26 protein-coding genes and 1 tRNA gene are annotated in these 24,436 nt (G+C 69.3%); 12 read left to right on the top strand and 15 right to left on the bottom strand.

Translation table 11 applies throughout. The annotated features are described in order from the left end of the window. Positions 1 to 496: inorganic phosphate transporter (locus V7702_RS02160; RefSeq protein ID WP_335648499.1), on the top strand; the 496-nt coding region annotated here is incomplete at its 5' end. Here the strand turns inward: V7702_RS02160 and V7702_RS02155 are convergent. From V7702_RS02155 to V7702_RS02135, 5 genes are all read right to left on the bottom strand, one after another. After that, on the bottom strand, positions 474 to 1,013 hold the full coding sequence (locus V7702_RS02155; RefSeq protein ID WP_335648498.1) for an NUDIX hydrolase: 540 nt from the start codon (positions 1,011 to 1,013) through the stop codon (positions 474 to 476). The two genes, V7702_RS02160 and V7702_RS02155, sit on opposite strands and share 23 nt — an antisense overlap. Before the next feature lie 141 nt (positions 1,014 to 1,154). After that, the gene (locus V7702_RS02150) at positions 1,155 to 2,441 is read right to left on the bottom strand and encodes a cytochrome P450 (protein WP_335648497.1); all 1,287 of its coding nucleotides are present in this window, start codon (positions 2,439 to 2,441) and stop codon (positions 1,155 to 1,157) included. 121 nt (positions 2,442 to 2,562) lie between these two features. Beyond that, on the bottom strand, positions 2,563 to 2,856 hold the full coding sequence (locus tag V7702_RS02145) for a putative quinol monooxygenase (RefSeq protein ID WP_335648496.1): 294 nt from the start codon (positions 2,854 to 2,856) through the stop codon (positions 2,563 to 2,565). A gap of 105 nt (positions 2,857 to 2,961) precedes the next feature. Beyond that, positions 2,962 to 3,038, bottom strand: a tRNA-Arg gene (locus V7702_RS02140). Positions 3,039 to 3,117: 79 nt separating this feature from the next. Then, on the bottom strand, positions 3,118 to 4,068 hold the full coding sequence (locus tag V7702_RS02135; RefSeq protein WP_335648495.1) for an ABC transporter ATP-binding protein: 951 nt from the start codon (positions 4,066 to 4,068) through the stop codon (positions 3,118 to 3,120). Between the two features lie 124 nt (positions 4,069 to 4,192). Here V7702_RS02135 and V7702_RS02130 point away from each other — a divergent pair, with 124 nt between their 5' ends. Beyond that, positions 4,193 to 4,510, top strand: coding sequence for a zinc-finger domain-containing protein (locus V7702_RS02130; protein WP_442958384.1), 318 nt, complete (start codon positions 4,193 to 4,195; stop codon positions 4,508 to 4,510). A 309-nt stretch (positions 4,511 to 4,819) separates the two neighbouring features. Here V7702_RS02130 and rarD read toward each other — a convergent pair whose 3' ends face one another. Both rarD and V7702_RS02120 read right to left on the bottom strand, forming a co-directional pair. Then, positions 4,820 to 5,737: an EamA family transporter RarD gene (gene rarD, locus V7702_RS02125; RefSeq protein ID WP_335648494.1), complete on the bottom strand. Its 918-nt coding sequence runs from the start codon at positions 5,735 to 5,737 to the stop codon at positions 4,820 to 4,822. 183 nt (positions 5,738 to 5,920) lie between these two features. Then, complete coding sequence (locus V7702_RS02120) at positions 5,921 to 6,952, bottom strand: aspartate-semialdehyde dehydrogenase (protein ID WP_335648493.1); 1,032 nt, start codon at positions 6,950 to 6,952, stop codon at positions 5,921 to 5,923. Between the two features lie 179 nt (positions 6,953 to 7,131). On the opposite strand from V7702_RS02120, the gene V7702_RS02115 reads away from it, so the two are divergent. From V7702_RS02115 to V7702_RS02085, 7 genes are all read left to right on the top strand, one after another. Next, complete coding sequence (locus V7702_RS02115) at positions 7,132 to 7,521, top strand: PaaI family thioesterase (RefSeq protein ID WP_335648492.1); 390 nt, start codon at positions 7,132 to 7,134, stop codon at positions 7,519 to 7,521. A gap of 3 nt (positions 7,522 to 7,524) precedes the next feature. Continuing rightward, complete coding sequence (locus tag V7702_RS02110) at positions 7,525 to 8,325, top strand: class I SAM-dependent methyltransferase (protein WP_335648491.1); 801 nt, start codon at positions 7,525 to 7,527, stop codon at positions 8,323 to 8,325. After that, positions 8,307 to 8,894 (top strand): histidine phosphatase family protein, encoded by a 588-nt coding sequence (locus tag V7702_RS02105; RefSeq protein ID WP_335648490.1) that lies wholly within the window; start codon positions 8,307 to 8,309, stop codon positions 8,892 to 8,894. Before V7702_RS02110 ends, V7702_RS02105 begins: the two co-directional genes overlap by 19 nt. Positions 8,895 to 9,087: 193 nt before the next feature. Continuing rightward, positions 9,088 to 9,372 (top strand): hypothetical protein, encoded by a 285-nt coding sequence (locus V7702_RS02100; RefSeq protein ID WP_335648489.1) that lies wholly within the window; start codon positions 9,088 to 9,090, stop codon positions 9,370 to 9,372. A 132-nt stretch (positions 9,373 to 9,504) separates the two neighbouring features. Further along, positions 9,505 to 9,822, top strand: a complete 318-nt coding sequence (locus V7702_RS02095) for a GNAT family N-acetyltransferase (RefSeq protein WP_335648488.1) — start codon at positions 9,505 to 9,507, stop codon at positions 9,820 to 9,822. A 112-nt stretch (positions 9,823 to 9,934) separates the two neighbouring features. After that, positions 9,935 to 12,712: a M16 family metallopeptidase gene (locus V7702_RS02090; protein WP_335648487.1), complete on the top strand. Its 2,778-nt coding sequence runs from the start codon at positions 9,935 to 9,937 to the stop codon at positions 12,710 to 12,712. Beyond that, on the top strand, positions 12,709 to 14,466 hold the full coding sequence (locus V7702_RS02085; RefSeq protein ID WP_335648486.1) for a tetratricopeptide repeat protein: 1,758 nt from the start codon (positions 12,709 to 12,711) through the stop codon (positions 14,464 to 14,466). Before V7702_RS02090 ends, V7702_RS02085 begins: the two co-directional genes overlap by 4 nt. 12 nt (positions 14,467 to 14,478) lie before the next feature. On the opposite strand, the gene leuB is transcribed toward V7702_RS02085, so the two are convergent. The 5 genes from leuB to leuC are packed head-to-tail and all read right to left on the bottom strand — an operon-like array spanning position 14,479 to position 18,779. Next, entirely contained in the window at positions 14,479 to 15,534 is a 1,056-nt protein-coding gene (leuB, locus tag V7702_RS02080) for a 3-isopropylmalate dehydrogenase (protein WP_335648485.1), read from the bottom strand. Between the two features lie 35 nt (positions 15,535 to 15,569). After that, positions 15,570 to 15,872, bottom strand: a complete 303-nt coding sequence (locus V7702_RS02075) for a putative quinol monooxygenase (RefSeq protein ID WP_335648484.1) — start codon at positions 15,870 to 15,872, stop codon at positions 15,570 to 15,572. Beyond that, entirely contained in the window at positions 15,869 to 16,480 is a 612-nt protein-coding gene (leuD, locus tag V7702_RS02070; protein WP_335648483.1) for a 3-isopropylmalate dehydratase small subunit, read from the bottom strand. Before leuD ends, V7702_RS02075 begins: the two co-directional genes overlap by 4 nt. Beyond that, positions 16,477 to 17,355 (bottom strand): VOC family protein, encoded by an 879-nt coding sequence (locus V7702_RS02065; RefSeq protein WP_335648482.1) that lies wholly within the window; start codon positions 17,353 to 17,355, stop codon positions 16,477 to 16,479. The genes leuD and V7702_RS02065 overlap by 4 nt, the downstream gene beginning before the upstream one ends. Further along, positions 17,355 to 18,779: a 3-isopropylmalate dehydratase large subunit gene (gene leuC, locus V7702_RS02060; protein WP_335648481.1), complete on the bottom strand. Its 1,425-nt coding sequence runs from the start codon at positions 18,777 to 18,779 to the stop codon at positions 17,355 to 17,357. The genes V7702_RS02065 and leuC overlap by 1 nt, the downstream gene beginning before the upstream one ends. Positions 18,780 to 18,894: 115 nt before the next feature. Here leuC and V7702_RS02055 point away from each other — a divergent pair, with 115 nt between their 5' ends. Next, positions 18,895 to 20,436 carry an MFS transporter gene (locus V7702_RS02055; protein ID WP_335648480.1) on the top strand — a complete coding sequence of 514 codons (1,542 nt, stop codon included), beginning with the start codon at positions 18,895 to 18,897 and terminating at the stop codon, positions 20,434 to 20,436. A gap of 58 nt (positions 20,437 to 20,494) precedes the next feature. Then, a complete protein-coding gene (locus tag V7702_RS02050) occupies positions 20,495 to 21,469 on the top strand; it encodes a LysR family transcriptional regulator (RefSeq protein ID WP_335648479.1) in 975 nt (324 codons plus the stop codon). Here V7702_RS02050 and rplS read toward each other — a convergent pair. Together rplS and trmD are read right to left on the bottom strand one after the other, a co-directional pair. Beyond that, positions 21,466 to 21,921 (bottom strand): 50S ribosomal protein L19, encoded by a 456-nt coding sequence (gene rplS, locus V7702_RS02045; protein ID WP_335648478.1) that lies wholly within the window; start codon positions 21,919 to 21,921, stop codon positions 21,466 to 21,468. The genes V7702_RS02050 and rplS overlap by 4 nt on opposite strands. 25 nt (positions 21,922 to 21,946) lie before the next feature. Beyond that, complete coding sequence (trmD, locus tag V7702_RS02040) at positions 21,947 to 22,657, bottom strand: tRNA (guanosine(37)-N1)-methyltransferase TrmD (protein WP_335648477.1); 711 nt, start codon at positions 22,655 to 22,657, stop codon at positions 21,947 to 21,949. A 115-nt stretch (positions 22,658 to 22,772) separates the two neighbouring features. On the opposite strand from trmD, the gene V7702_RS02035 reads away from it, so the two are divergent. Further along, positions 22,773 to 23,648: an acyl-CoA thioesterase gene (locus V7702_RS02035; RefSeq protein WP_335648476.1), complete on the top strand. Its 876-nt coding sequence runs from the start codon at positions 22,773 to 22,775 to the stop codon at positions 23,646 to 23,648. Between the two features lie 130 nt (positions 23,649 to 23,778). Here V7702_RS02035 and rimM read toward each other — a convergent pair whose 3' ends face one another. Continuing rightward, on the bottom strand, positions 23,779 to 24,282 hold the full coding sequence (gene rimM / locus V7702_RS02030; protein ID WP_335648475.1) for a ribosome maturation factor RimM: 504 nt from the start codon (positions 24,280 to 24,282) through the stop codon (positions 23,779 to 23,781). Between the last annotated feature and the right edge of the window lie 154 nt (positions 24,283 to 24,436).

The raw sequence follows: 24,436 nt of genomic DNA, 5'->3' as shown, positions 1-24,436 counted from the left end.
GGGGGACGTGATCCTGCCGCTGTGGGTGCTGGCCATCGGCGCGGTGGGCATTTCGCTGGGCCTGGCTCTGTTCGGCCCCCGCCTGATCCGCACGGTGGGGGAGAAGATCACCAAGATGGACGCCATGCGGGCCTATTGCGTGGCCCAGGCGGCCGCCATCACCGTGCTGGCGGCCTCCAGCCTCGGCCTGCCGGTCTCGTCCACCCACATCGCCATCGGCGGCGTCTTCGGCGTCGGCCTGCTGCGCGAGCTGCTGACCAATCGCGGCATCCGCCGGCGGCCCAATGGCGGTGTGGTTATCGAGCCGCCCGCGCTCGCTCCGGTCCCGCAGACCGCGGAACAGGCCGAGCGCCAGCGGGAAAAGACCGAGAAGCGGCGGCTGGTGCGGCGGCGCCACGCCTGGGGCATCGCCGCAGCCTGGGTGATCACCGTGCCGGCCGCGGGCCTGTTGTCCGGCGGGCTCTATACCCTGCTCAGCGCCCTGATCCGGCCTTGAGGCGGCGGCCGCGGGCCTCGGCCTTGCGGATCTTCTTGCCCTTGCCGCGGGCCTGATCGGTCGCATCGGGCGCCGGGGCCGGGCGGGCGGCCAGCTGGTGGGCGGCGGTGCGCAGCATCTCGCCCAGGGCGGCGTCCGCCAGCAGGGCGATGGCGGTCTCCAGATCCGCCCAGCGGCGCTGACGCTGGGCCTTCTCGTCCCAGCGGTCGAGCTGGCGAGTGACCTCAAGCAGATAGAGGGTGACGGCGATGGTCTCGGTCTGGTCGCCGCGGATCCGCCGGGCCGTATAGGTCCCCAGGGGCTGGTCGCTGACCACGCCCTCGACGCCGGCCTCCTCCAGGGCCTCCTGGGCGGCGGACGCCCAGGGGGTGCGGTCGCGCATCAGCCCGCCCTTGGGAAAGAGCCACCTCCCGGTGCGCCGCGAGGTGACCAGCAGGAAGACCGGGCCATCCTTGGTCAGGCGATAGGGCACGGCCCCGGCCTGCGGGGTCGGCGGGGCCGCGGCGTCCTCGGGCAAGGGGCCGCGCCACCAGTCTATGAAGCGCCTCAACATGGAATCCGGTCATCAATGGCGGCGGGCCTTGTCGCAAGCCCGCAGGCCTATAATTCCCTGATTCCCTCTTCGGCTCCCCAGAAGGAGCGGCGTTCGGCCTTTCGCCTAAATGCGGGCGGGCAGCACCACCTGCATGTCCTCATAGCCCTTCACGAAGATCGAATAGCTCCGCTTGGGCTCGGCCAGCACCTGGATGTCGGGGAAGCGCTTCATGATCTCCTCCCAGATGATGGTCAGCTGCAGCTCGGCCAGGCGATTACCGACGCAGCGGTGGATGCCGAAGCCGAAGGACATGTGCTGCCGCGGCCGGGGTCGGTCGATGATGTAGGCGTCCGGGTTCTCGATCACCGTGTCATCCCGATTGCCCGAGACGTACCACATGGCCACCTTGTCGCCCTCGCGGATGGTCTTGCCCTCCATCTCGAAGTCCTGCGTCGCCGTCCGCGCCATGTGGGCCAGCGGTGTCTGCCAGCGGATGGTCTCCGAGACCATGGAGGGGATCAGGTTCGGGTTTGCCCGCAGCTTGGCGTACTGGTCGGGGTTCTGGTTCAGCGCCAGGACGGAGCCGGAGATGGTGTTTCGCGTGGTGTCATTGCCGCCGATGATCAGCAGGGCGACATTGGCGTGGAAGTCGGCCATCGACATGTTCCGCGTCTCCTCCCCATGGGCCAGCATGGAGATGAGGTCGCCGGTGGGCTCGGCATTGACCCGCTCGTTCCACAGGCCGGTGAAGAAGCTGAAGCACTCGTTCATGGCCTGGCGCAGCTCGGCCAGGTCGGCCACCGGCCCATGCCCGGGCGCGGTGGTCATGGCGTCGGACCAGAAGGTCAGCTTGCGCCGCTCCTCGAAGGGGAAGTCGAACAGGGTCGCGAGCGTCATGGTGGTGAGCTCTTTCGAGACCTTGTCCACCCAGTCGAACTCCTCGCCGACCGGCAGGCTGTCGAGGATCAGGCCGGCCCGCTCGCGGATCAGCGGCGCCATGACCGAGAGCGCCATGGGCGACAGGGCCGGGCTGACGGTCTTGCGCTGCACGTCGTGGCGCGGCGGGTCCATGGCGATGAAGTTGGACCCGGACTCCGCATTCGGGTCGCGAAACCCCTGGGCGGCCTTGGCCTGCAGGGTGATGCCCTTGGCCGAGGAAAACACCTGGTGGTTGGAGTCCACCGCCAGGATGTCGTTGTAGCGGGTGATCGACCAGTAGGCGCCGTAGTTGCTGTCGGGCGTGTAGTGGACCGGCGACTCTTTCCTCAGCCGCTCGAAGGTCGGCCACATGGCGTCGTCGCGAAACAGCGAGGCCCGCGCCGGGTGAAGCTCCTCGATCGGCGTCTCATAGGCGAGCTTGCGCGCCGCCGCCCGCTTGTCGCGCAGCACGTCCACATATCCATCGGCCATGACCGGTCTCCTGCCCTTCAGGTGGACGGCGGCTCTTCCCGGCCCCGCGCCCAAACGTCTCCAGCCCCCATGGAGCCCAACCAAACACCGTTCACCAAGGGAAATGTGGGGCGGGCTCAGGTCACCCCAGGCCGTGGCCGCCGATCGGTTTCGTCTCGGCGATGCTCTCCATGCCTGCGATCAGGGGGCGGCCCTTGGCGATGGCGGCCTGGACCGAGGGCAGCGACAGGGAGGCGCGGTGGGCGTCCTGGCTCTCCCAGGCCTCGGTGATCCACAGGGCGTCGGGATCGGCCGGATCCTCGGCCACCACATAGCTCAGGCAGCCGGGCATGTCGGCGAGCCCCTCCAGCAGGATCGCCGCCAGGGCGGCGCGCTCTCCGGCCTTGGCCGTCATCTTGCCGATCAGTCCGTACATTTGCCGTGTGTCCTGGGCTGTGGCCGGTCCCACCAATGCCGACGCGACAACGCCGGCCAGGACCTGGCGTCTATAAGGGCGCATCATGATCTGCTTTGGGAGAAATGGCGCACCCGACACGATTCGAACGTGTGACCTTTGCCTTCGGAGGGCAACGCTCTATCCAGCTGAGCTACGGGTGCTTGGCGCCTGAGGCGGAGCGGGTTTCTAGCCGAAAGGGGGCGGGACCGCAAACGGGTTTGGCGGCCACGCCGGGGCGCTTTACGCCACCTGCGGGGTCTTGTCGGTGGTGAGGTCGACGAAGACGTCCTCCAGGCTCGGATCCTCGGTGGCGATGTCCTTGATGTGCAGGCCAGCAGCCCGGACGGCGGCCAGCACCTGCTCCACGCTGGACTGGCCGGTGCGATAGGTCACCTGGAAGGCGCCGCCATTGCGCAGCTTGGTCTCGAAGCCGGGCAGGGTCGGGGCCTGGATCACCGGCTCCTCCGGGGTCACCAGCACGGCGCGGGTGTCGAGGCGCCCCAGCAGGGTGGCGGTGGACTCACACGCCACGACCTCGCCGCGATTGACGATCGCGATCTGGTCGCAGAGCTCCTGGGCCTCTTCCAGATAGTGGGTGGTGAGCACGATGGTGACGCCCTTGCGGTTCAGCTCGACCACATAGTTCCAGAGCTGGCGGCGCAGCTCCACGTCCACCCCGGCGGTGGGCTCGTCCAGGATCAGGACCGGGGGATTATGCACCATGGCCTTGGCCACCATCAGGCGGCGCTTCATGCCGCCCGACAGCTGGCGGACATAGGCGTTGGCCTTGTCGGCGAGACCCAGGGCGGCCAGCAGCTCGTCGGTGCGGCGCTCCTTGCGGGGCACGGCGTACATGCCGGCCTGGACCTCCAGGGACTCCCGCGGCGTAAAGAAGGGGTCGGCGGCGATCTCCTGGGGCACAACGCCGATGGCGGCCCGGGCATCCCGGGGCTGGACGTCGATGTCCCGGCCCCAGATCTTCACCGTGCCCGAGGTCTTCTTGGTCAGGCCGGCCAGGGTGTTGATGAAGGTCGACTTGCCCGCGCCATTGGGACCCAGCAGGCCGAAGATGGAGCCCCGGGGAATGGCCAGGTCGATCCCGCGCAGCGCCTTCATCTCCGGCGTGGTCTTGGTGGCCGGGTAGGTCTTGACCAGGCCGCGGGCCTCGATGGCGAATTCCGGAAGATCCATGCCGTCCCCTTGAGCGGCGCCGGGCAAAGGGTTTGCGGGCGCGATCATTGACGGGCCAAGCCCGCCTCGCATACCTAGGCGCGAGCGGCGCCTGCGCCAAGCTTCCGAGCGGAGATTTCCCCTTATGGCCCGTCCGACCGAAAACCGTGGCGTCCAGGCCCAGACCGCCCCTGAGCCCATGCCGGCCAAGCCGGCGGTGACCCTGATCACCGCTGACGCCCGCCCCGCGCCTGAGGTGGTCTATGTTCGCACCGGCCGCATCGCCTGCGACGGGGTCGGCGGGGCGCTGGGCCATCCGCGGGTCTGGCTGGAGATGGGCGAGGCGACCTTCGTCGAATGCCCCTATTGCGACCGCCGCTTCCAGCTGGCGCCCGAGGCCGGCGAAGGCCCGGAGAACGAGCGCCTGGCGCCTGGCGTCTACGAAGGCCCCCACGGGCACTGAGGTCTCGGCGTCTTCGGGCGCCCGCCGTCTCCCCATCCTCAACTCCCCGTCATGCTCGGCCTTGTGCCGAGCATCCCTGTCGAGGGCTAAGCGCAAGCGTCGAGAGGGATCCTGGGCACAGGGCCAGGACGACGGTTGAGGGGGTCGTGCGAAGGTCGCCGTCACCAGCGTGCCGCAGGCGCTTCAAAAGGCGGGACACAAAGAACACCAAGGTAGCCAAGGACACGAAGGGGTCGGCAGCCTCGCCTTCGTGTCCTTCGCGCCCCCTTTGCGTCCTTCGTGTCCCCTCTTTTCTGCGCTGCGCGCGGCTCAGACCACCGGCGCCACGGCGGCCGGCACGCGGCGGGAGGCCCGCCACAGGCCGTAGGCGAAGACGCCCGCTCCGACCCAGATGAAGACGAACGAGGCCATGTTGAGCGCGGTCAGGGCCTCACCCTGCAGCACGCCCATGACGAAGGTCATCGACGGGGCCAGGAACTGCATGAAGCCCATGGCCGACAGCGGCAGGCGCCTTGCGGCCCAGGCGAACAGGACGAGCGGAATGGCCGTGGCCAGGCCGGAGAAGATCAGCCAGGCGGCCGGGGCGACCCCTTGGGTGAAGTGGTCGGCGCCCGCCTGGGCCAGCCAGATGGCGAACACCGCGCCGGGAATCCCCAGCAGCAGGCACTCGATGAACAGGCCGGTCTGGGCGTCGGCGGCCACCCGCTTGCGCACGATCCCATAGCCGCAGAACGAGGCCGCCAGTGTGAGCGAGACCCAGGGCAGCCGCCCGAGCGCCAGGGCCTGCAGCGCCACGCCGACCACGGCGAGCGCGATGGCGATCTGCGCCGTGCGGTCGATCCGCTCACGGAAGAACAGCGCGCCGGCGGCCATGTTGAGCAGGGGGTTGATGAAATAGCCCAGGCTGGTCTGCAGCACCCGCTCATTGTTCACCGCCCAGATGAACACCACCCAGTTGGCCGCGATCAGCAGGGAGGACAGGGCCAACAACCCCAGCACCCGGGGCTTGCGGAACACCGCCAGGGCCTGGCCCCCTTGCCCGGCCATCCAGACGAACAGGCCGGCGATCGGGATGGCCCAGAAGGTGCGGTGGGCCAGGGTCTCCCAGGGGCCGACGCCATAGCCGCCAATCACCTGGAAGACGAGCGGGATGACGCCCCAGATCAGATAGGCCGTCAGGCCTGCGGCGAACGCGATCGGCGGCGAGGAAGGCGGCGTCTGGGCCAAGGCGCGGGCTTTCGGCTGGAAGAATTGGGAGCCTCCAGGCGCGGAGCCCAGCGGCGGAGCCTTACCTAGGCCTTCGGCCAGGCTTCACAAGCGCAGACCAGGGCCGGACTGGCGGGAAGCGGACATGCAAATGGGCGACCGCGGGACGGCCGCCCATTCGTGTCGGTCTGGAGCCCTTTCAGGCTAGGCGATGGCCTTGGTCTTGATCAGACCGCGCTCGTCCAGCAGCTGGGCGATCTGGATGGCGTTGAGCGCCGCGCCCTTGCGCAGGTTGTCGGCCACCACCCACAGGTTCAGGCCGTTCTCGACCGTCGGGTCGTTGCGGATGCGGCTGACAAAGACCGGGAACTCGCCCTGGGCCTCCTTGGGGGTCATGTAGCCGGTCTCGTCGCGCTTATCGATCACCACCAGGCCGGGGCTGTCGCGCAGCAGGTCGCGGGCGTCGTCCTCGTCCAGGGGCTCGTGGAACTCGATGTTCACCGCCTCGGCATGGCCGACCATGACCGGAACGCGCACGCAGGTGACCGTCAGCTTGATGGCCGGGTCGATCATCTTGTGGGTCTCGTTCCACATCTTGGCCTCTTCGTCGGTATAGCCGTCGTCGTTGAAGGCGCCGATGAAGGGGATGACGTTGAAGGCGATCTGCTTGGGGAACTTCTTGGGCGGCGGCGCGCCGAGGACGAAGACGCCCTTGGTCTGATCCCAGAGCTCGTCCATGCCCTCCTTGCCCGCGCCGGAGACCGACTGGTAGGTCGAGACCACCACCCGCTTGATCTTCGCCCGGTCGTGCAGGGGCTTCAGCGCCACCACCAGCTGGGCCGTCGAGCAGTTCGGGTTGGCGATGATGTTCTTCTTGTGGGCGTAGGAGACGTCGTCCGGATTCACCTCCGGCACGATCAGCGGCACGTCCGGGTCCATCCGGAAGGCCGAGGAATTGTCGATGACGATGGGGCCGGCGGCGCCGATCTTGGGCGACCACTCCTTGGAGAAGGAACCCGACACGCTCATCAGCACCAGGTCGACGGTGGAGAAGTCGAACTGGGCGATATCCTCGCAGGCCACCGTTTCGGAGCCGAAGGACACCTGGACGCCGATGGATTTGCGCGAGGCGATCGCGTGAATCTTGTCCACGGGAAACTCGACTTCCTCGAGGATATTCAGCATCTCACGGCCCACATTGCCCGTGGCGCCGACGACGGCCACCCGGTAACCCATCAAAGTCTCTCCTGAATGTTTTAAGCGGTGCGTTCGTTACGCCGCCGCATGAACGCGCGCAAGCGCGCCGCCGCATTGGCCCGACCGGCCGCGGCTTCGTCCCCCTTCACCTAGGGGCTAGGATGGCCTGGCGCAACCCGGTGGCGAACCGCCGGGGCCAGATGAGGGAGACCAGCGCCATGAGCCAGCCGAGCACCGGCATGCCTTTCGCCGACCTGATGGGTCTTCAGATCAGCGAGCGGGCCAAGGACCGCGTAGTGGGGACCCTCACCGTCCGCGAGGACCTGTGCACGGCCGGCGGCATCCTGCACGGCGGCGCCTTCATGGCGTTCGCCGACGCCCTGGGCGCCATCGGCGGCTTCCTCAACCTGCCGGCTGGCGCGCGCACCACGACCCTGGAGAGCAAGACCAACTTCCTGGGCTCGGCCAAGGTCGGAACCACCGTCACCGGCGAGGCCACGCCCCTGCACATCGGCCGCCGCTCCAGCGTCTGGCAGACCCGCATCACCGACGAGACCGGCAGACTGCTGGCCCTGGTCATCCAGACCCAGATGACGGTGGAAGGGTAGGCCGTGGCCTCGGAGAGCCCCGCCGACGTCATGCAGGCCAACCGGGCCGCCTGGAACGCCGCACGCTATGAGGCGTGGCAGGAGGCTCTTGGGGCCCCGGCAGACGAGGCCGCCCGCCTGCAGGCCGACCCTGCGAGGGCGGCCAGGCGCGTCCTGCCCCATCTCGGCCCGATCGCTGGCAAGCGAATCTGCAATGTGCAGGGGTCGCACGGCCGCCTCGCGGTCAGCCTTGCCCTCCTGGGCGCGCAAGTGACTATCATTGATTTCGCCGAAGATAACCGACGCTACGCCGCCGAACTGGCCAGCGCGGCGCAGGTCAGGCTCGACTATGTTCTGTCCGACATCATGGCGGCGGCCGATCTGGGCCTTGGGGAGTTCGACGCCTTGGTGATGGAACTCGGCATCCTCCATTACCACCTCGACATCGCGGCCTTTTTCCGGGTGATGGGGCGGCTCTGCGGCGAGGGCGCAGCGCTCGTCCTGCATGAATTCCACCCTGTCCAGCGCAAGCTGTTCCAGTCCTATCCCGGGCAAGCGCCGGACTACTTTTCTGCTGACCTCGTCCGGGCGCCGGTGCCTGACCCGACAGGCCAGGACCGGGTCCTTGGAGAATGCCAGTACCGATTCTGGACCCTTAGCGAGGTTTTGGGGGCCGCGCTAGGCGCCGGTTTCCGGCTGAAAACGTTCGAGGAACACCCCGACTGGACCGATCCGCACATCCCCGGGGCCTACACGCTCGCCGCCGACTGGCGGCGGCGTGATCCCGGCAAGGACCTCAGTGACCCATGGGCGAACTCCTTCTGATCAAGCACGCGCCGCCGGAGATCACGCCGGAGGTGATCTCCCACCGCTGGGTGCTGTCGGCCGAGGGGCGCGCGCGGTGCGACTGGCTCGCCGAGATCTGTCGGTGCAGGCGCGTGGCCAGCATCTTCGCCAGCCCAGAGCCCAAGACCCTGGAGACAGCGGCCCTGGTCGCCATGAATCTGCAGCTGCCCTTCCATCCCTTGGACGGCCTGCAGGAGAACGACCGCACGGGCCTGAGCTTCGTCTCGGCCGGCGCCCTGGAGGCTCGCATCTCCGCCTACTTTGAAACTCCTGACGCCGTGGTGATCGGGAGCGAGTCAGCGCGGTCCGTCCTGACCCGGTTTCAGGCCGCGATCGACATCGCCGTCCACGGCGCAACCGACGGCGCCGTCGCTATTGTCACCCACGGAACGGCCATGAGCGGCTTCATCGCGGCCCATAACACCGTGGCCCCGCTCGAGCTGTGGCGCGCCCTGACCCTGCCGGGCGTGGCGGTGCTGGACGCCTCAACCTACCGGCTTCTGGAGCCGCTCATCCCCTTCCCCAACCCCCAGGCGCCTAAAACCTGATCAGCGGCGCCTTATCATCCCGCAACGCAGCACTGCGATGTTGCGTCGCAAAATTGTAGCTTGTGACCCAGGGGAAAGGGCGGCTAAGACCTGTCTCAAGGCAGCCGGCAACGACGCACATCGACGACGAAGGCCGCCAGAGGAACGCCCCGCAAAGTGGTTGTCATCAACCCCCTTTTCGGGAACTGAAAAAATGATCGCTCGTATCGCTGCTCTCGCCGCCGTCGCGGCCGTCTCCATCTCCGCTCCGGCCTTCGCCGAAGGCGTGAAGATCTCCCTCGCCGGCAAGTCGGCCGAGCAAATCCACGCCGACATCCAGGGCGCCGCCCGCTCGGTCTGCCTGCGTGAAACCACCAGCGAAACCTTCCGCCAGGCCGCCCAGGCCCGCTGCGTGAAGTCGACGGTGGAAGCCACCCTGCAAAAGGTCGGCGACGCCGAACTGGCCGCCATGGCCGGCATCGAGCTGGCCCAGCGCTAAGCTGACCTGAAAGCTCCTGACCGGAGCTTCTGCGACCCTCTTGGTCCTCTGGAAAGGCCGACGGCGACGTCGGCCTTTCTTGCGTCCGGGAGCCGTGCTTCTCTGGGGCTCAAACCGTTCCAGGAGCCCGCCATGGCCGACCCCGATGATCTGCCGGTGATCAACAATACCGACGATGGACGGTTCGAGATCCGCGTCGGCGACGACGTGGCCTATGCCGAATACCGGCTGCTGAAGACCGGCATCCTCTTTCCCCACACCGAGGTGCCGCCGGCCTTCGAGGGCAAGGGGGTCGGCTCCAAGCTGGTCCGCGCGGGCCTGGACTACGCCCGCGAGCACGGCCAGGCGGTGATGCCGGTCTGTCCCTTCTTCGCCAGCTATATCAAGCGGCACGAGGAGTATCAGGACCTGCTGCACCCCGATTATCGCAAGAGCCTGGGCCTGGACTGAGGCCCCGCCCCGCAGCCCAACCGGCGCAACAGGGGTTGGCGAGTCCGGACAACCTATTGTAGGTAGAGCTTCGGGCGTTTCTGTTTTGTTCGGGGCTGGCGTGGGGCGGTTCGTGGGACGATTCTGGGCGAAATGCATCCTTGCAGGCTGGATCGCCCTGTCGGCGGGAAGCTGCGCAGGACCTTCGTCGGCGCAAGACGAGCATCCCGACCTGGTGCGGGGCGAGCTGTCCAACGGGCTGGCCTATATGATCCTGCCCATGGCCGACGCCGACGGCCTCTCGTTCCGCCTGATGGTTCAGGTCGGCAGTCAGGCCGAGGGCGCGGACAACCGCGGGGTTGCGCACTTCGTCGAGCACATGGCCTTCCGCTCCACCCGCAACTTCGCCGATGGCGAGATCGAGCAGGTGATGGCCCAGGCCGGCGCCGCGTCCGGCTGGGACCACAACGCCTTCACCGGCCGCTGGACCACCACCTATCACCTGGACCTGCCGACCCCCGACGCGGCCAATATGGCCCGCGGCCTCGACTGGCTGCGCGACGTGGGGGATGGCCAGCTGTTCCGCCCCGAGGAAGTGGCGGCCGAGCGGGGCGTCATCCTGGCCGAGCGCCTGGACCGGCTGCGCTCGGGCGACGCCACGGACGAGCAGGAGACCAGCTTCCACTTCCGGCCCGAGGACAATCTGACCCCCGCCGGGTCCGTGGCCACCCTGACCGCCCTGACGCCGGACGACCTGAGGGTCTTCCACGCCAAGTGGTATCGCCCCGACCGCAGCGTCATCATCGTCACCGGCGACCTCGACGCCGATGACATGGCGGCCGAGCTGGAGCGCCGTCTCGGCGGCTGGGCCGGCGCTGGCGCGCGGCCCCGGATTCCGACCACCCCTGCGCCAGAGCCGCCGAAGACGCCCGCAGCCCTGGTCCTGACGCCTGGCCGCCTGCCGGCCCAGAGTCTGGCCTGTCGCAACACTCCGGTGGCGGAGGATGACGCCTATGACCCGGCCGAGGAACTGCGCGAGACCCTCCTCCTCAGCATCGTCAACCAGCGGCTGAGCCGGGCGGCGGCGGCCACCCCGGGGATCTACTATCTGGGGGTCGAGGGGCCGAACTGGTACGAAACCCGTCAGGTGGCCTGCGCCCGCGCGACCCACGCCCCGCATAGGGGGCTGGAGGGCTTGAGGCTGGCTCAGGCGACCCTGCGCAGCTTCGCCGCCGAGGGGCCGACCCAGGCCGAGATCGACGCTGCGGTGGCCAGCCAGCGGGCCTATGCGCGCGGCGCCCTGACCAGCTACGCCAGCGCCACGGCGGCGGAGATGGCCGACGAGCTGATCCGTCACGAAGAATATGGACGGCCCTTCCTCGCCCCCCATCAGACGATGCGCCAGATCAGCCGCGTCGCCTCCAGCCTGACGCCCGAGGCCCTTGTCGCGGCTTTCGAGGCCCTGTGGCCCGAGACCACGCCGCCCACCCTCTCAGTCGAGGACACCGGCCTGACGCCGCCCGCCGTGGCGGCCAGCTGGCGCGCGGGCGCCGCCGCCCCGCTGGCGGCCTCCTTCCCGCCGCCGGAGCCCCTGATCTACGACTTCGGCCCCGAGGGCCGGGTCGTGCGCCGGGAAGTCCTGGCCCAAGGGGTGGTGCGGGTGACCTTCGCCAACGGCCTGGTGCTGAAGCACATGGCCACCGAAAATGCGCCGGGCTTCGTGCAGATCCGCATCCGGATGGGGCCTGGCGGCCGGGAGCTCAGCCCCGAGGCCTTCGTGCTCGCCTCCGCCGCCGCCGCCGTCCTGCCCGCGGCCGGGGTGGAGGGCCGCAGCTTCGGCGCCCTGCAGGAATTGAACGCCGAGTGGGACTGGGAATTCGAGGCCAGCCTCTCCGACGCCGGCCTGGTGGTGAGCGCCCAGAGCTTCGCCAGTCAGACGCCGGCCCATATGGCGGTGATCATGACCCATCTCATCACCCCGGGCTTCGACGCCGAACTGGCCGACTCCCTGGCCCTGCTGGCGGCGAGCCTGGAACAGGAGGCCCGGCTGAACCCGGTCGAGGCCGTCGAGACCGCCTTCGCCCGGACCATCTGGCCCGACACCGCCGGCGCGGCCGCCGACCCGGACACCTATCGACGTCTCGACCCTGCGGACCTGAAGGCCGCCCTGACGCCCTTCCTCACCACCGGCCCGGTGGAGCTGACCCTGGTGGGGGATATCAGCGAAGACGATGCGATCCTGCTGGCCGCCCGCTCCCTGGGCGCGCGCCCGGCCCGGCCGCCGCACCGGCCGCGACCTGAACGTCCGCCCCTCGACTATTCCGCCGCGCCGCCGCGACCGATCGAAGTGACCCATCAGGGTCCGGCTGGGCGCAGCGCCGCCCACCTCTATTGGACGCGGCCGGCGATCGGCCCGATCGAGGAGCGGGCCGCCGCCATGGTCCTGACGGCCCTGCTGGAGACCGCCGTGGTCGAGGAGACCCGCCGGCGGCAGGGGCGCACCTATTCCCCCACCGCCCAGCTCGACGGCAGTCTGACGGAACCCCATGACATCGCCCTCTATGTGGAGGTGACGCCCGAGGCGCGCCGCCTGGACGACGTCATCGAGACCGTGCGCCAGGCCGCCGCCGGCTTTGTCGCCGCGCCGCCCACGGCCGAGGCCTTCGAACAGGCCCGCCGCCCCATGCTGACCCAGCTGGACCCCCTGCGCGGGTCCGACCTCTACTGGGCCAAGGCCCTGGGCGGCCCCGTCGACTGGGACACCCAGCGCAAGGAGCTGGACCGCCTGGGCCAGGCCCTGGCGAGGCTGACGCCGGCCGATGTCCACGCCCTGGCCAGGCCCTGGCTCTCCACCCCCCCGATCATCGTCCTGGCCCGCCCCGCGGCCGCGCCCTTGGGAGACCCGCCATGACCGCGACATCTCGGTCCATCGCCTCGGCCGTGGGGGCCGGGGCGATCCTCGCCAGCCTCTGGACCAGTCCCTTGTCGGCGCAGACATCGGGGGCGGACGGGGCCACCCCGCCTCAGGTTCAGGCCTGTTTGGATTCGGAACCCAGCAGCGACCCGGCCGCCAGCCTCGCCCTCTGCCGCGAAGCCCTGCCCATGGCGCAGACCGACGAGGATCGCGCCCTTGTCCACCTGTGGATGGCGTTCGCCCTGGTCTCGACCGGCCAGCTTGACGACGCCATCGCCGCCACCGACCAGGCTGCAGCGCTTCAGCCGACCACGGGCGTCAGAAATGCTCAGGCGCGAACGCGCCTGTTGGCCGAACGATTTGACGAGGCTCTGGGCTTCGCCGAGGCCGGCCTTCGCGACGACCCGGAGTCCATGGAGCTGAGGTCCACCCGCGCCGAGCTCTTCATCGCCCTGGGCCGCGGCTCGGACGTAATTCCAGACCTTGAGCGGCTGCACCGTGAGCGCCCTGACGATATCGACCTGACCGTAACGCTGATCGACCTCCTTCATGATGCGGGGCAACCCAAGAAGCGCGACCAGATTCTGGATCGCGCCATCGCCCGAGCCCCGGATTCTGCTGATCTCCGCCTCGCCCGAGCGGCTCTCCAGATGCCGATCCGCCCAGAAGCGACTCTCCGCGACCTCGACCGGGCGATCCACGAGGCGCCCTCCGGGGACGCCTACGCCCTTCGAGCCTTCGCCCGCATCGCAATGGACGATCTCGACGGCGGCCGGGCCGATCTCGCCGCCATCCCCGATCCTGCGGCGCTCAGCTTCGTGGCCCTGATCTACGCCTCCTTCGCCGCCGAGGCGGCCGGTGACCTGGACAGCGCCCTGGTCTTCGCCGAACACATGGTCGAGGCCACCGGCGCAAGGGATCTCGCAGCCAGCCTCGCCCGGCGCGGAAGGTTGCTGTTCCTGCTGGACGACCATGCGCGCGCCAAGGCCGATCTTGAGCGGGCGGCCCTTCTGGACCCTGAAGAGGGCGACGCCTGGGCTGGCCTGGCCGCCTTGGCTCTGGAGACAGACCCCGCCCAGGCCGTGCTGCTTTATCGGCGCGCTCTGGACATCAATCCCGACGACGCCGCCTACGCGTATGGCCTGGCCGAGGCTCTGTTCTGGAGCGGCGACTACGAAGGGGCCGAAGCCAGCTATGCCAGCCTCGTGAAGCGCTATCCCGACGACGCCGAGATGCACGCTTCGTGGGCCGCGACCCTGGTCCGGCTGGATCGCTTCGAGGAGGCCGAGCGCCCCAGCGCGCGGGCTGTGGCGCTCGCCCCGGACAATCCCGAATACAGGCTGATCCGCGGCGAGGCGCTCTACCTGCTGGGCGAGGTCGACGGCGCCCTGGAGCAGATGGACAGATTGGCCGCCGCAGGCGCCGACACCGCCTATTCCCGCTATGTCGCCACCGTCATCCGCCGCAACAAGGGTGATTATGAGGCCGCCCTGCGGGAGGCCGATGCGGGTCTGGCGCTGGCGCCCGATGATGCGGACCTGATGGAGGAGAAGGGCGGCGTCTACTACATGCTGGATGACCCGCTCAGCGCCCGCGAGTGGTTGGATAAGGCCCTGGCGATCAATCCAAACCTGGCAGGAGCTCTCTTTGTCCGCGGCCTCGTCCGCGGCGAACTGGGGGACGCCGAGGGGGCGGCCGCCGATCAGGCCGCCGCCATCGCGCTGGAGCCTTCCCTGGCCGAGGACCTTTAAGCCCGGAGCCGCCTAAGCCAGCGCCGCCAGGACGGCGTCGCCCATCTGCACGGTGGTCAGGGCGCCGCCGAGGTCGCGGGTGCGGGCGCCGTCCTCCAGGGCCTTGATCACTGCGGCCTGCAGACGGTCGGCGGCCTCAGTGCGATCAAGGGACCAGCGCAGGGCCATTTCGAACGACAGGATGGCGGCCAGGGGATTGGCCAGGCCTTGCCCGGCGATGTCCGGCGCCGAGCCGTGGATCGGCTCATAGAGGCCAGGCTTACCCGGCGCGCCGAGCGCCGCCGAGGGCAGCATGCCGAGCGACCCGGTCAGCTGCGCCGCCGCATCCGACAGGATATCGCCGAACAGGTTGTCGGTGACCATGACGTCGAACTGCTTGGGATTCTTGACGATCTGCATGGCCGCATTGTCGGCCAGGATGTGCTCCAGCTCGACATCGGCGAACTCGCGCTTGTGCAGGTCGGTGACCACCTCGCGCCACAGCAGGCCGGAGTCCATCACATTGGACTTCTCGGCCGAATGGACCTTGTTGCGCCGGCCCCGGGCCAGCTCGAAGGCCACCCGCGCCACCCGCTCGATCTCGGCGGTCGTATAGACCTGGGTGTCCACCGCCCGCTTGCCGCCGCCGGGCAGGTCCTCGATGAAGCGGGGCTCGCCGAAATAGATACCGCCGGTCAGCTCGCGCACGATCATGAAGTCGAGGCCCTCGACCAGCTCGCGCTTGAGCGAGGAGGCGTCGGCCAGGGGGCCGAAGCACAGGGCCGGGCGCAGATTGGCGAACACCTCCATGCCCGCCCGCAGGGCGAGCAGGCCCGCCTCAGGGCGTTTGTCCCGGGGAACGCCGGCCCATTTTGGCCCGCCCACGGCGCCCATCAGCACGGCCTTGGAGGCCTTGGCGAGCGCCAGGGTCTCGTCGGTCAGGGGCAGGCCCGTCTGGTCATAGCTGATCCCGCCGAAGGGCCGTTCCTCGACCACCAGGTCCGGGGTCAGGGCGGCGATCACCCGGCGCACCTGATCGGTCACTTCGGGGCCGATGCCGTCACCGGGCAGGAGGAGAAGATCGGTCATGAAGGGCCCCCGTCGCTGGTCGTGTGGACGGAGAACTAGACCGCCCGCTCAGAGGCGACCTCGTAGGCGATGAGGCGGCGATCGGAAACCCCGAATTCCGGCCAGGCCGCCCGCCAGGCGGCTAGGTGCGGGGTCTGGAAATGGGCGTCCAGGGCGGCCTGGTCGCGCCAGGCCTCGAACACCCGGATCAGGCCGGGCTCGGCGACGTCCCCCGCATAGGAATATTCTAGGCAGCCATCCTCCGCCCGGCTGGCCTCCAGCATGGCCAGCATGTGCGGGCGGAAGGCCTCCAGCCGGTCGGTCGGCACGCGGATCGTCCCGGCGATGACCAGGCTCACGCCCGCTCCAGCCAGGGATTGTCCAGGGCGCGGCGGCCCTCATAGACATCGATGTCGGAAGCCCGCTGCAGGGTCTCGCCGATGGCGTCGAGGCCATTGAGCATCTTGTGCTTGCGGGCCGGGTCGATCTCGAAGCCGAAGACCGCGCCGTCCGGCGCGGTGACCGTCTGGGCCTCCAGGTCGACGCTGACCACATGGTTGCCGCCCCGGGCCTGATCCATGAGGGCGTCGACCTCGTGCGCCTTCAGCACCACCGGCAGCAGGCCGTTCTGGAAGCAGTTATTGTAGAAGATGTCGGCGAAGCTGGTGGAGATCACGCAGGTGATCCCGAAGTCCAGCAGCGCCCAGGGGGCGTGCTCCCGCGAGGAGCCGCAGCCGAAATTGTCGCCGGTCACCAGGACGCCCGCGTCCTTGTAGGCCGGCTGGTTCAGCACGAAGTCGGCCTTCTCGTTCCCCGCCTCGTCGAACCGGAAGTCGTAGAACAGCCCGCGGGCCAGACCCTCGCGCTCCACCGTCTTCAGGAACTGCTTGGGGATGATCTGGTCGGTGTCGATATTGGACAGGGCGAGCGGCGCGGCCTTGGCGTCGATCTTGGTGAAGGGCTTCATCGATCGGTCTCCTGGGACGTCGCGGGCGTCCCCTGCTGGATCATCAGGGCGGGCAGGCCGGGCGCGCCAGAGCAGACAGTGAAGACCTGGGTGCCGGGCTTGCGACCCTGGCGCAGGTCCGAGACATCCCAGCCGTCAGCGGCCAGGCGGGCATGGACGGCGGCCGGATCATCGACCCGCCAGGCCAGGCCGCCGCTGGAGTCGGGCGCGTCGGAAACGGGCGTCTTCAGGCTCGCCCCAAACTCCACCACCGCCGCGCCGCAGCGGAAGAAGAGCTGCCGGGCGCCCCAGTCGGCGTTCGAGCGGTCCAGGCGCAGGTCGAGGCCAAGCTTGGCGCCATAGACGGCCAATGCCCGCTCGGGGTTCGGGGTGCGGACCACCACATGGTCGAGCTCGGTGACCGCGGCGGCCTCGCCCTCGGTGGGCGCCGACAGCGGCCAGGGCTGGCCATCCCGCGGCGGGGCGGTGAGCAGGACGTTCATGCCGCCGGTCGTGGCCACGTCCAGGGTCGAGGTGGTCCAGTAGCGCTTGCGGCCATCCTCATGGGTGGAGCGCACGGGTCCGGGATCGGAGGCGCCGATCCCCCGCCGGCGCAGCAGGGCGACGGCGTCCTCGATGTCCGGCGTCGTGAAGGCCAGGGCCCAGACGCCCTCCCCGTGGGCGTCGAGATGGGCGCGGATCACGTCCCCGAACGCGCCCTCGCCGGAGGGCGCGATGACATCCAGGGCCATATTGGGCAGTTGGAACCAGGCGTGCCGCGCCCCGCCGTCGCCGCCGACCCAGTTGGGGGCGCGGCCCAGCAGGCGAGCATAGGCGGCCTGCGCCTGATCCAGGTCGCGCACCGCCAGCGCGACGTGATCGAGGCCGCTGATCATCAGATGAAGTCGCGCACGTCGGCCAGGTGGCCGGCGATGGCGGCGGCCGCGGCCATGGCCGGGCTGAGCAGGTGGGTGCGTCCGCCGCGGCCCTGACGGCCCTCGAAATTGCGGTTCGAGGTCGAGGCGCAGCGCTCCCCCGGCGCCAGACGGTCAGGGTTCATGCCCAGGCACATGGAGCAGCCCGGCTCGCGCCAGTCGAAGCCCGCGGCCTTGAAGATGGCGTCCAGCCCCTCGTCCTCGGCCTGAGCCTTCACCAGGCCTGAGCCCGGCACGACCATGGCGGTGACGTGCGGCGCCACCAGCCGGCCTTCCAGGAAGGCCTTCTGCACCACGGCGGCGGCGGCGCGCAGATCCTCGATCCGGCTGTTGGTGCACGAACCGATGAACACCCGGTCCACCTTGGCCTCGGAGATCGGCTGGCCGGCGACCAGGCCCATATAGTCCAGGGCCCGGGCGGCCGAGGCGCGCTTGTCCGGCGTCGCGAAGCTGGCCGGATCGGGGACCAGGCCGGTGATCGGCATGACGTCTTCGGGCGAGGTGCCCCAGGTGACCAGGGGCGCGATGTCGCCCGCATCGAGCACGACCTCGCGGTCGAACACCGCGCCTTCGTCGGTGAAGAAGCTCTTCCAGTGGGTCATGGCCATGTCCCAGGCGCCGCCCTTCGGCGCGGCGGGCCGGCCGCGCATATAGTCGAAGGTGGTCTCGTCCGGCGCCACCAGGCCCGCCCGCGCCCCGGCCTCTATGGTCAGGTTGCAGAGCGTCATCCGCCCTTCCATGGACAGGGCCCGAACCGCCTCGCCGGCATATTCGATCACATAGCCGGTGCCGCCGGCCGTGCCGATGGCGCCGATGACCGCCAGGGCGAAGTCCTTGGCGCCGACGCCGGGCGCCGGGGTCCCGTCGATGGTCACCCGCATGTTCTTCGACTTGGCCTGGCGCAGGGTCTGGGTGGCCAGCACATGCTCGACCTCGGACGTGCCGATGCCTTGAGCCAGCGCCCCGAAGGCGCCGTGGGTCGAGGTATGGCTGTCGCCGCAGACGATGGTCATGCCCGGCTGGGTGCGCCCCTGCTCCGGCCCCACCACATGGACGATGCCGTTCCGCAGGTCGCCCATGGGGAAGTATTCGATGCCGTTGTCGGCGACATTGCGCTCCAGGGTCAGGAGCTGCAGGCGCGCCTCCTCGTCGGCCACGGCGGCGGCCCCCAAGGCCTGGCCCTCGGTCGGCACGTTGTGGTCGGCCACCGCAAGCGTGCGGTCGGGCCGGCGCACGGGGCGGCCATTGGCCCGAAGGCCGGCGAAGGCCTGGGGCGTGGTCACCTCATGGATCAGGTGCAGGTCGATATAGATGATCGTCTCGCCATCCTGTTCGGCGACGAGGTGAGCATCCCAGATTTTGTCGTAGAGCGTCTTGGCGGCCATGGCGCGGTATGTAGGAGGCCCGGGGCCATTCCGTAAAGGTCGCAGGCGCGTCCGGACGTCGAGTTTGGCCCGCGACAGGTTTCGGCTCGCCCCCAAACCGTCTAGGAGAGGCCCCATGAGCCTCGAGACGGACCCTCAGGACGAGCGCGACCTCGACCGGGCGACCGCCTTGATGATGGTCGATTCCGCCGCCGCCACCGCGGTGACGGCGGTGACCTCCGGCATCGTCCTGGCCGCCTTCGCCCTGCACCTGGGGGCCTCCAACGCGGTCATCGGCCTGCTGGCCGCCCTGCCCTTCCTGACCCAGTTGATCCAGGCGCCGGCCGTGCCCCTGGTGGAGAAGCTGCGGCGTCGACGGCTGATCGCCTCGACGGCGGCCTTCTGCGCCCGGCTTACCCTGCCGATCATGGCCGCCATCGCGCTCCTGCCCCACAACGCCTGGAGCCTGACGGCTCTGGTCGCCACCCAGATCGTCATCGGCTCCCTGGGCGCGGTGACCAGCTGCGCCTGGAATTCCTGGGTGCGGGACCTGATACCGGAGGAGCGGCTCGGTTCGTTCACCGCCCGGCGCACGGTGATCGCCACCGGCGTCACCCTCAGCGTGACCATCCTCTCGGGCGTCGCCCTCGACCAGGCCGCCGCCGAGGACCGCGGCATGGTCTTCGCCGCCTTCTTCGGCGTCGCCTTCATCCTCGGCATGATCAGCGTCGCGGCCCTGGCCCGCACGCCCGAGCCGCCCATGCCGCCGCCGGCCGCAGGCGTGAACCTCTATCGCCTGCTGCGCGCGCCGCTGCGGGACGAGAATTTCCGCCGCCTGATCTTCTTCCTGTCGAGCTGGCAGTTCGCGGTGAACCTGGCGAGCCCCTTCTTCACCGTCTATTTCGTCACCCAGCTCAACTATCCGCTGACCTTCGTCATGATGCTCAGCGTGGTCAGCCAGATCGCCAATATCGGCGTGCTGCGGTTCTGGGGACAGCTCAGCGACCGGTTCTCCAACAAGTCGGTGCTGGCGGTGACGGCGCCGGCCTACATCCTCTGTATCGCCGCCACGGCGCTCACCTCGCAGATCGACGACCCGCAACTGGCCGGCGCCTATCTGGTGGGCCTGCATGTGGTGCTGGGCGGGGCGGCGGCCGGCGTCGGCCTGGCCACGGTCAATATCGCCTTGAAGCTCGCCCCGCGCGGGGGGGCCACGGCCTATATCGCCGCCAACACCCTGATCACCTCGATGGCGGCGGCCGCCGCCCCGATCCTGGGGGGCCTGTTCGCCGACTTCTTCGCCACCCGTGAACTCCAGCTCCTGATCCGTTGGTCCCAGCCCGGCGAGGACGTCGACGTCCTGCACCTGGCTTTCAACAACTGGGACTTCTACTTCCTGATGTCGGCCCTGCTCGGCCTCTACGCCCTGCACCGCCTGACCCTGGTGCGCGAAGAGGGCGAGATCGAGCACAAGGAGATGGTCCAGCAGATGATGACGGAGGCGAGGCGCGTGGTGGCCAACCTCTCGCCCGTGGCCGGGTTGAAGATGATGCATGCCTTCCCCGCCGGCCGGCTGATGGAACGCCGCCGCCGCCGCAGGCCCGAGCGGGAGGCCGAACAGCAGGCCCTGGCCGAGGCCCTGGAAGAGGCCCTGGAAGAAGCCGGGGCGGCGACCTGAGGGCGAACCCGGCTCGCCGAACATTGTACGGCGCAGCTGCAATCCCCATCATCTAGCCATGCCGTCGATCACCGCCGCCGACTGGGACCTCTTCCAAAGCCTCCACGCCGTCCTCGAGGCGGGAAGTCTGTCGGCCGCGGCCCGGGCGCGGGGCGTCACCCAGCCCACCATCGGGCGCCATATCGAGGCCCTCGAACATCGCCTGGGCGCGCCGCTCTTCCTTCGCTCCCCGCGAGGCCTGCGGCCGACCGAGCTCGCGCTGGCGCTCCGTCCGCGGCTGGAGGACATGGCCGCCGCCGCCGGGGCGGCCTTGCGGGATGTGGCCGGCGCGGCCGACCAGGCCGGCGGCGCGGTGCGGGTCACCGCCAGCGAGCTCATCGGCTGCGAGGTTCTGCCCCCGATCCTGGCCGCCTTCCATGCCGCCCATCCGGCCGTCGAGGTGGAGCTGACCGTCTCCAACCGCCAGGCCGATCTGTCGCGTCGCGACGCCGACATCGCCGTGCGGATGGCCAGGCCTACCCAGAACGCCCTGGTCGGGCGGCGGATCGGCATGGTGAATCTCGGGCTCTACGCCGCGCCGGCCTATGTGGCCCGCCACGGGGCGCCGGCGGACTTCACAGCCCTGGACGACCACCCCATCGTCGGCTTCGATGGCGCGGCGCCCAAGTTCGACGGCCAGATCGACATCGGCCGGCCAATCACCCGCGACATCTTCGCCTTCCGCAGCGACAGCGACGTGGCCCAGCTGGCGGCGTTGCGGGCCGGCCTGGGGATCGGCGCCTGCCCGACCCTGGTCGCCCGGCGCTATGGCCTGGTCCCGATCCTGGCCGAACGCTTCGCCATCGAGATGGAGATGTGGGTCTGCATGCCCGAGGGCCTGAGGACCACCCCGCGGATGCGGCTGATGTTCGACCATCTGGCGGCCGCCCTGTCGGAAGAACTGGACGCCGTCCGCGCCTGTGCGACGGACACAAAAAAGGCGGCTGCAGATCCTGCAGCCGCCTTTCCGAATATTGCGCCTGGGGCGATCTAGCCTTCGGCGTCCTTCTTCTTGGGCGCGTGGGCCGCGGCCGAGGCCTCGGCGCGGGCGGCGCGTTCGGCCTTTTCGGCCTCGCGCTCGGCCGGGGTCATCTGGCGTTCGGCGATCCGCGCCGACTTGCCGCGACGATCGCGCAGATAATAGAGCTTGGCGCGACGCACGACGCCGCGGCGCTTGACCTCGACGGACTCGATCATCGGCGACACCAGCGGGAAGACCCGCTCCACACCTTCGCCGAAGGAAATCTTGCGGACGGTGAAGTTCTCGTCGACGCCCTCGCCCGACCGGGCGATGCAGACGCCTTCATAGGCCTGAACGCGTTCGCGCTCGCCTTCCTTGATCTTCACATTGACGCGGACGGTGTCGCCCGGACGGAAGTCGGGCATGTTGCGGGCGGACTTGAGGCGGTCGGCCTCTTCCTGGCGCAGTTGCTGGATCACGTTCATCGGTTCAATTCCTTGTCACTGGGCTTTACGCGCCCTTTGCCTGTTGATTGGCGAGATGCTGCGCCCACAAGTCCGGCCGCCGCTCCCGCGTCGTCTCTTCCCGCTGCTGCGCCCGCCATTTGGCGACCTCAGCATGGTGCCCAGAAAGCAGCACCGGCGGAATCTCGCGCCCCTCGAACGCCCGCGGCCTGGTGTACTGCGGGTGCTCCAGGAGCCCGTCTTCGAAGCTCTCTTCGCTCAAACTCAGCGCCTGGCCCAACACACCGGGCACAAGACGTACGCACGCCTCGATGGTCAGCATGGCCGCCACCTCGCCACCGGCGAGGACGACGTCGCCCACGGCGACCTCCTCGAACCCCCGGGCGTCGAGCACCCGCTGGTCCACCCCCTCGAACCGGCCGGCCAGGACGATGACGCCCGGACCCGCAGCCCATTCCTTCGCACGCGCCTGGGTCAGGGGCCGACCCCGAGCGCTCATGTACAAAAGCGGCCGCCCTCGCCGCTCCACGCTGTCCAGCGCAGAAGCAATGACGTCCGCCCGCATCACCTGTCCCGGACCGCCCCCCGCGGGGGTGTCGTCCAGGAAGCCGCGCTTATCCTTGGAAAAGGCGCGAATGTCCACTGTTTCCAACGTCCAGAGCCCCTGTTCGCGCCAGGCGGTTCCGATCAGGGACACCCCGAGGGGCCCGGGAAAGGCCTCGGGAAACATGGTCAGGACGGCGGCGTCGAAGGACATGGGCTCATCTGCACCACGGAAGGGTCAAAAGCCAAGGCCGGGCTTCGCCTTGCCGCGAGGCGCGCCAAGGGTTAAGCCCTGGCGCTTTCGCACCTGCAACATACGATAAGTCATTATGGACAACCCCGAGATCCAGCCCGAGATCCTGCCAGACACCCTGGCCCTGGAGCGCATCGAGCAGAACCTGTTCCGCGGCGTGAGCCCGCAGGGCGGGCCGCCCCGCATCTTCGGCGGCCAGGTGATCGCCCAGTCGCTGCTGGCGGCCTATGAGACCGTCGAAGAGCGCATGTGCCATTCGCTGCACTGCTACTTCATCCGCCCGGGCGATCCGCGCATCCCGATCCTGTTCGAGGTCGACCGGTCCCGCGACGGCGGCACCTTCACCACCCGCCGGGTGGTGGCCATCCAGAACGGCAAGCAGATCTTCAACCTCGCCGCCTCCTTCCAGGTGGTGGAGGACGGTTTCGACCACCAGGCGCCCATGCCCAAGGTTCCCGGCCCGGACGAACTGCCCAGCGAGGCGGAGTCCATGAAGAAGGCGGCCGAGAAGATGCCGCCGGAAATGCGCAAGATGATGTCGCGCCCGCGGCCCATCGAAATGCGCGGCCGCGACGCCTTCGGCTTCGGCGGCGCCACCAAGCCCACCGAGGGCAAGTCCGACGTCTGGATCCGCGCCACCGGCCCCATCGGCGAGGATCCGCGGATGCACCAGGTGATCCTGGCCTACGCCTCGGACATGAACCTGTTGTCCACCGCCATGCGCCCGCACGGCGTGGCGTGGCAGACGCCGGGCCTGCAGTCGGCCAGCCTCGACCACGCCATGTGGTTCCACAAGCCGTCCAACTTCAACGACTGGCACCTCTACACCCAGGACAGCCCCTCGGCCTCCGGCGGCCGCGGCTTCGTGCGCGGCGCCCTCTACGCCCAGGACGGAACCCTGGTGGCCTCGGTCGCCCAGGAAGGCCTGATGCGGATGCGCAAGGGCGACTGAGGGCGCGCCAGCGCCTGCCCACATTCCGTCATCCTGGGCCTTGTGCCGAGCATCCCTGTCGAGGGCGGGCGCAAGCGCCGCGAGGGATCCTGGGCACAAGGCCCAGGATGACGTGCGGGTGGTGAATCCCCTACTCTGTCTCTTCCGGCGGGATGGCGGTGAGCCGGCCCTCGGCCAGCTTTACCTCGGGCACGGCTTCGCGGGTGAAGGGCAGCCACCAGGACGGGCCGCTGGCCGGCTGAACCTCGAGCAGGTCGCCGGCGCCGAAATCCTGCACCGACTTCACCTCGCCCAGGCGCTCGCCCTGCGGCGTCTCCACCACGGCGCCGATCAGATCGGTCAGATAGAATTCGTCCTCCTCCGGCGCCGGCAGGGCGTCGCGAGGAATGAAGAGATTCAGGCCGCGGGCGGCCTCGGCCTGCTCGCGGGTCTCGACCTCCTTGGCGCGGGCCACCACGCCGCCCTTGACCGGCCGGGCGCTGGTGAGCGTCAGGCCAGGCGAACCGTCCTGGCGCAGCAAGGCCTTGAAGGCGGCCAGCGACATCGGGTCTTCGGTGAAGGTGGTGATGCGCAGTTCGCCGCGGACGCCGAAAGCGCCGGCCACTCGGGCCACCTGGATCAGCTTGTCGGGCATGGCGCCTTCGTTTGAGAGGGTCTTGTCCCAGACCCCTCCCCGTCACCTTCGAGCTTGACCCGAAGGTCCATGAACACCGGCCCAACCAGACTGGCCAAAATCAGCGTTCATGGATGGTCGGGTCAAGCCCGACCATGACGGAGAGATATGAGCC

It is taken from the genome of Phenylobacterium sp., from assembly GCF_036963605.1.
GTDB lineage: Bacteria > Pseudomonadota > Alphaproteobacteria > Caulobacterales > Caulobacteraceae > Phenylobacterium.
The sequence above is the reverse complement of the archived record's forward strand: the minus strand, read 5'-3'. Positions and strand labels throughout refer to the sequence as shown.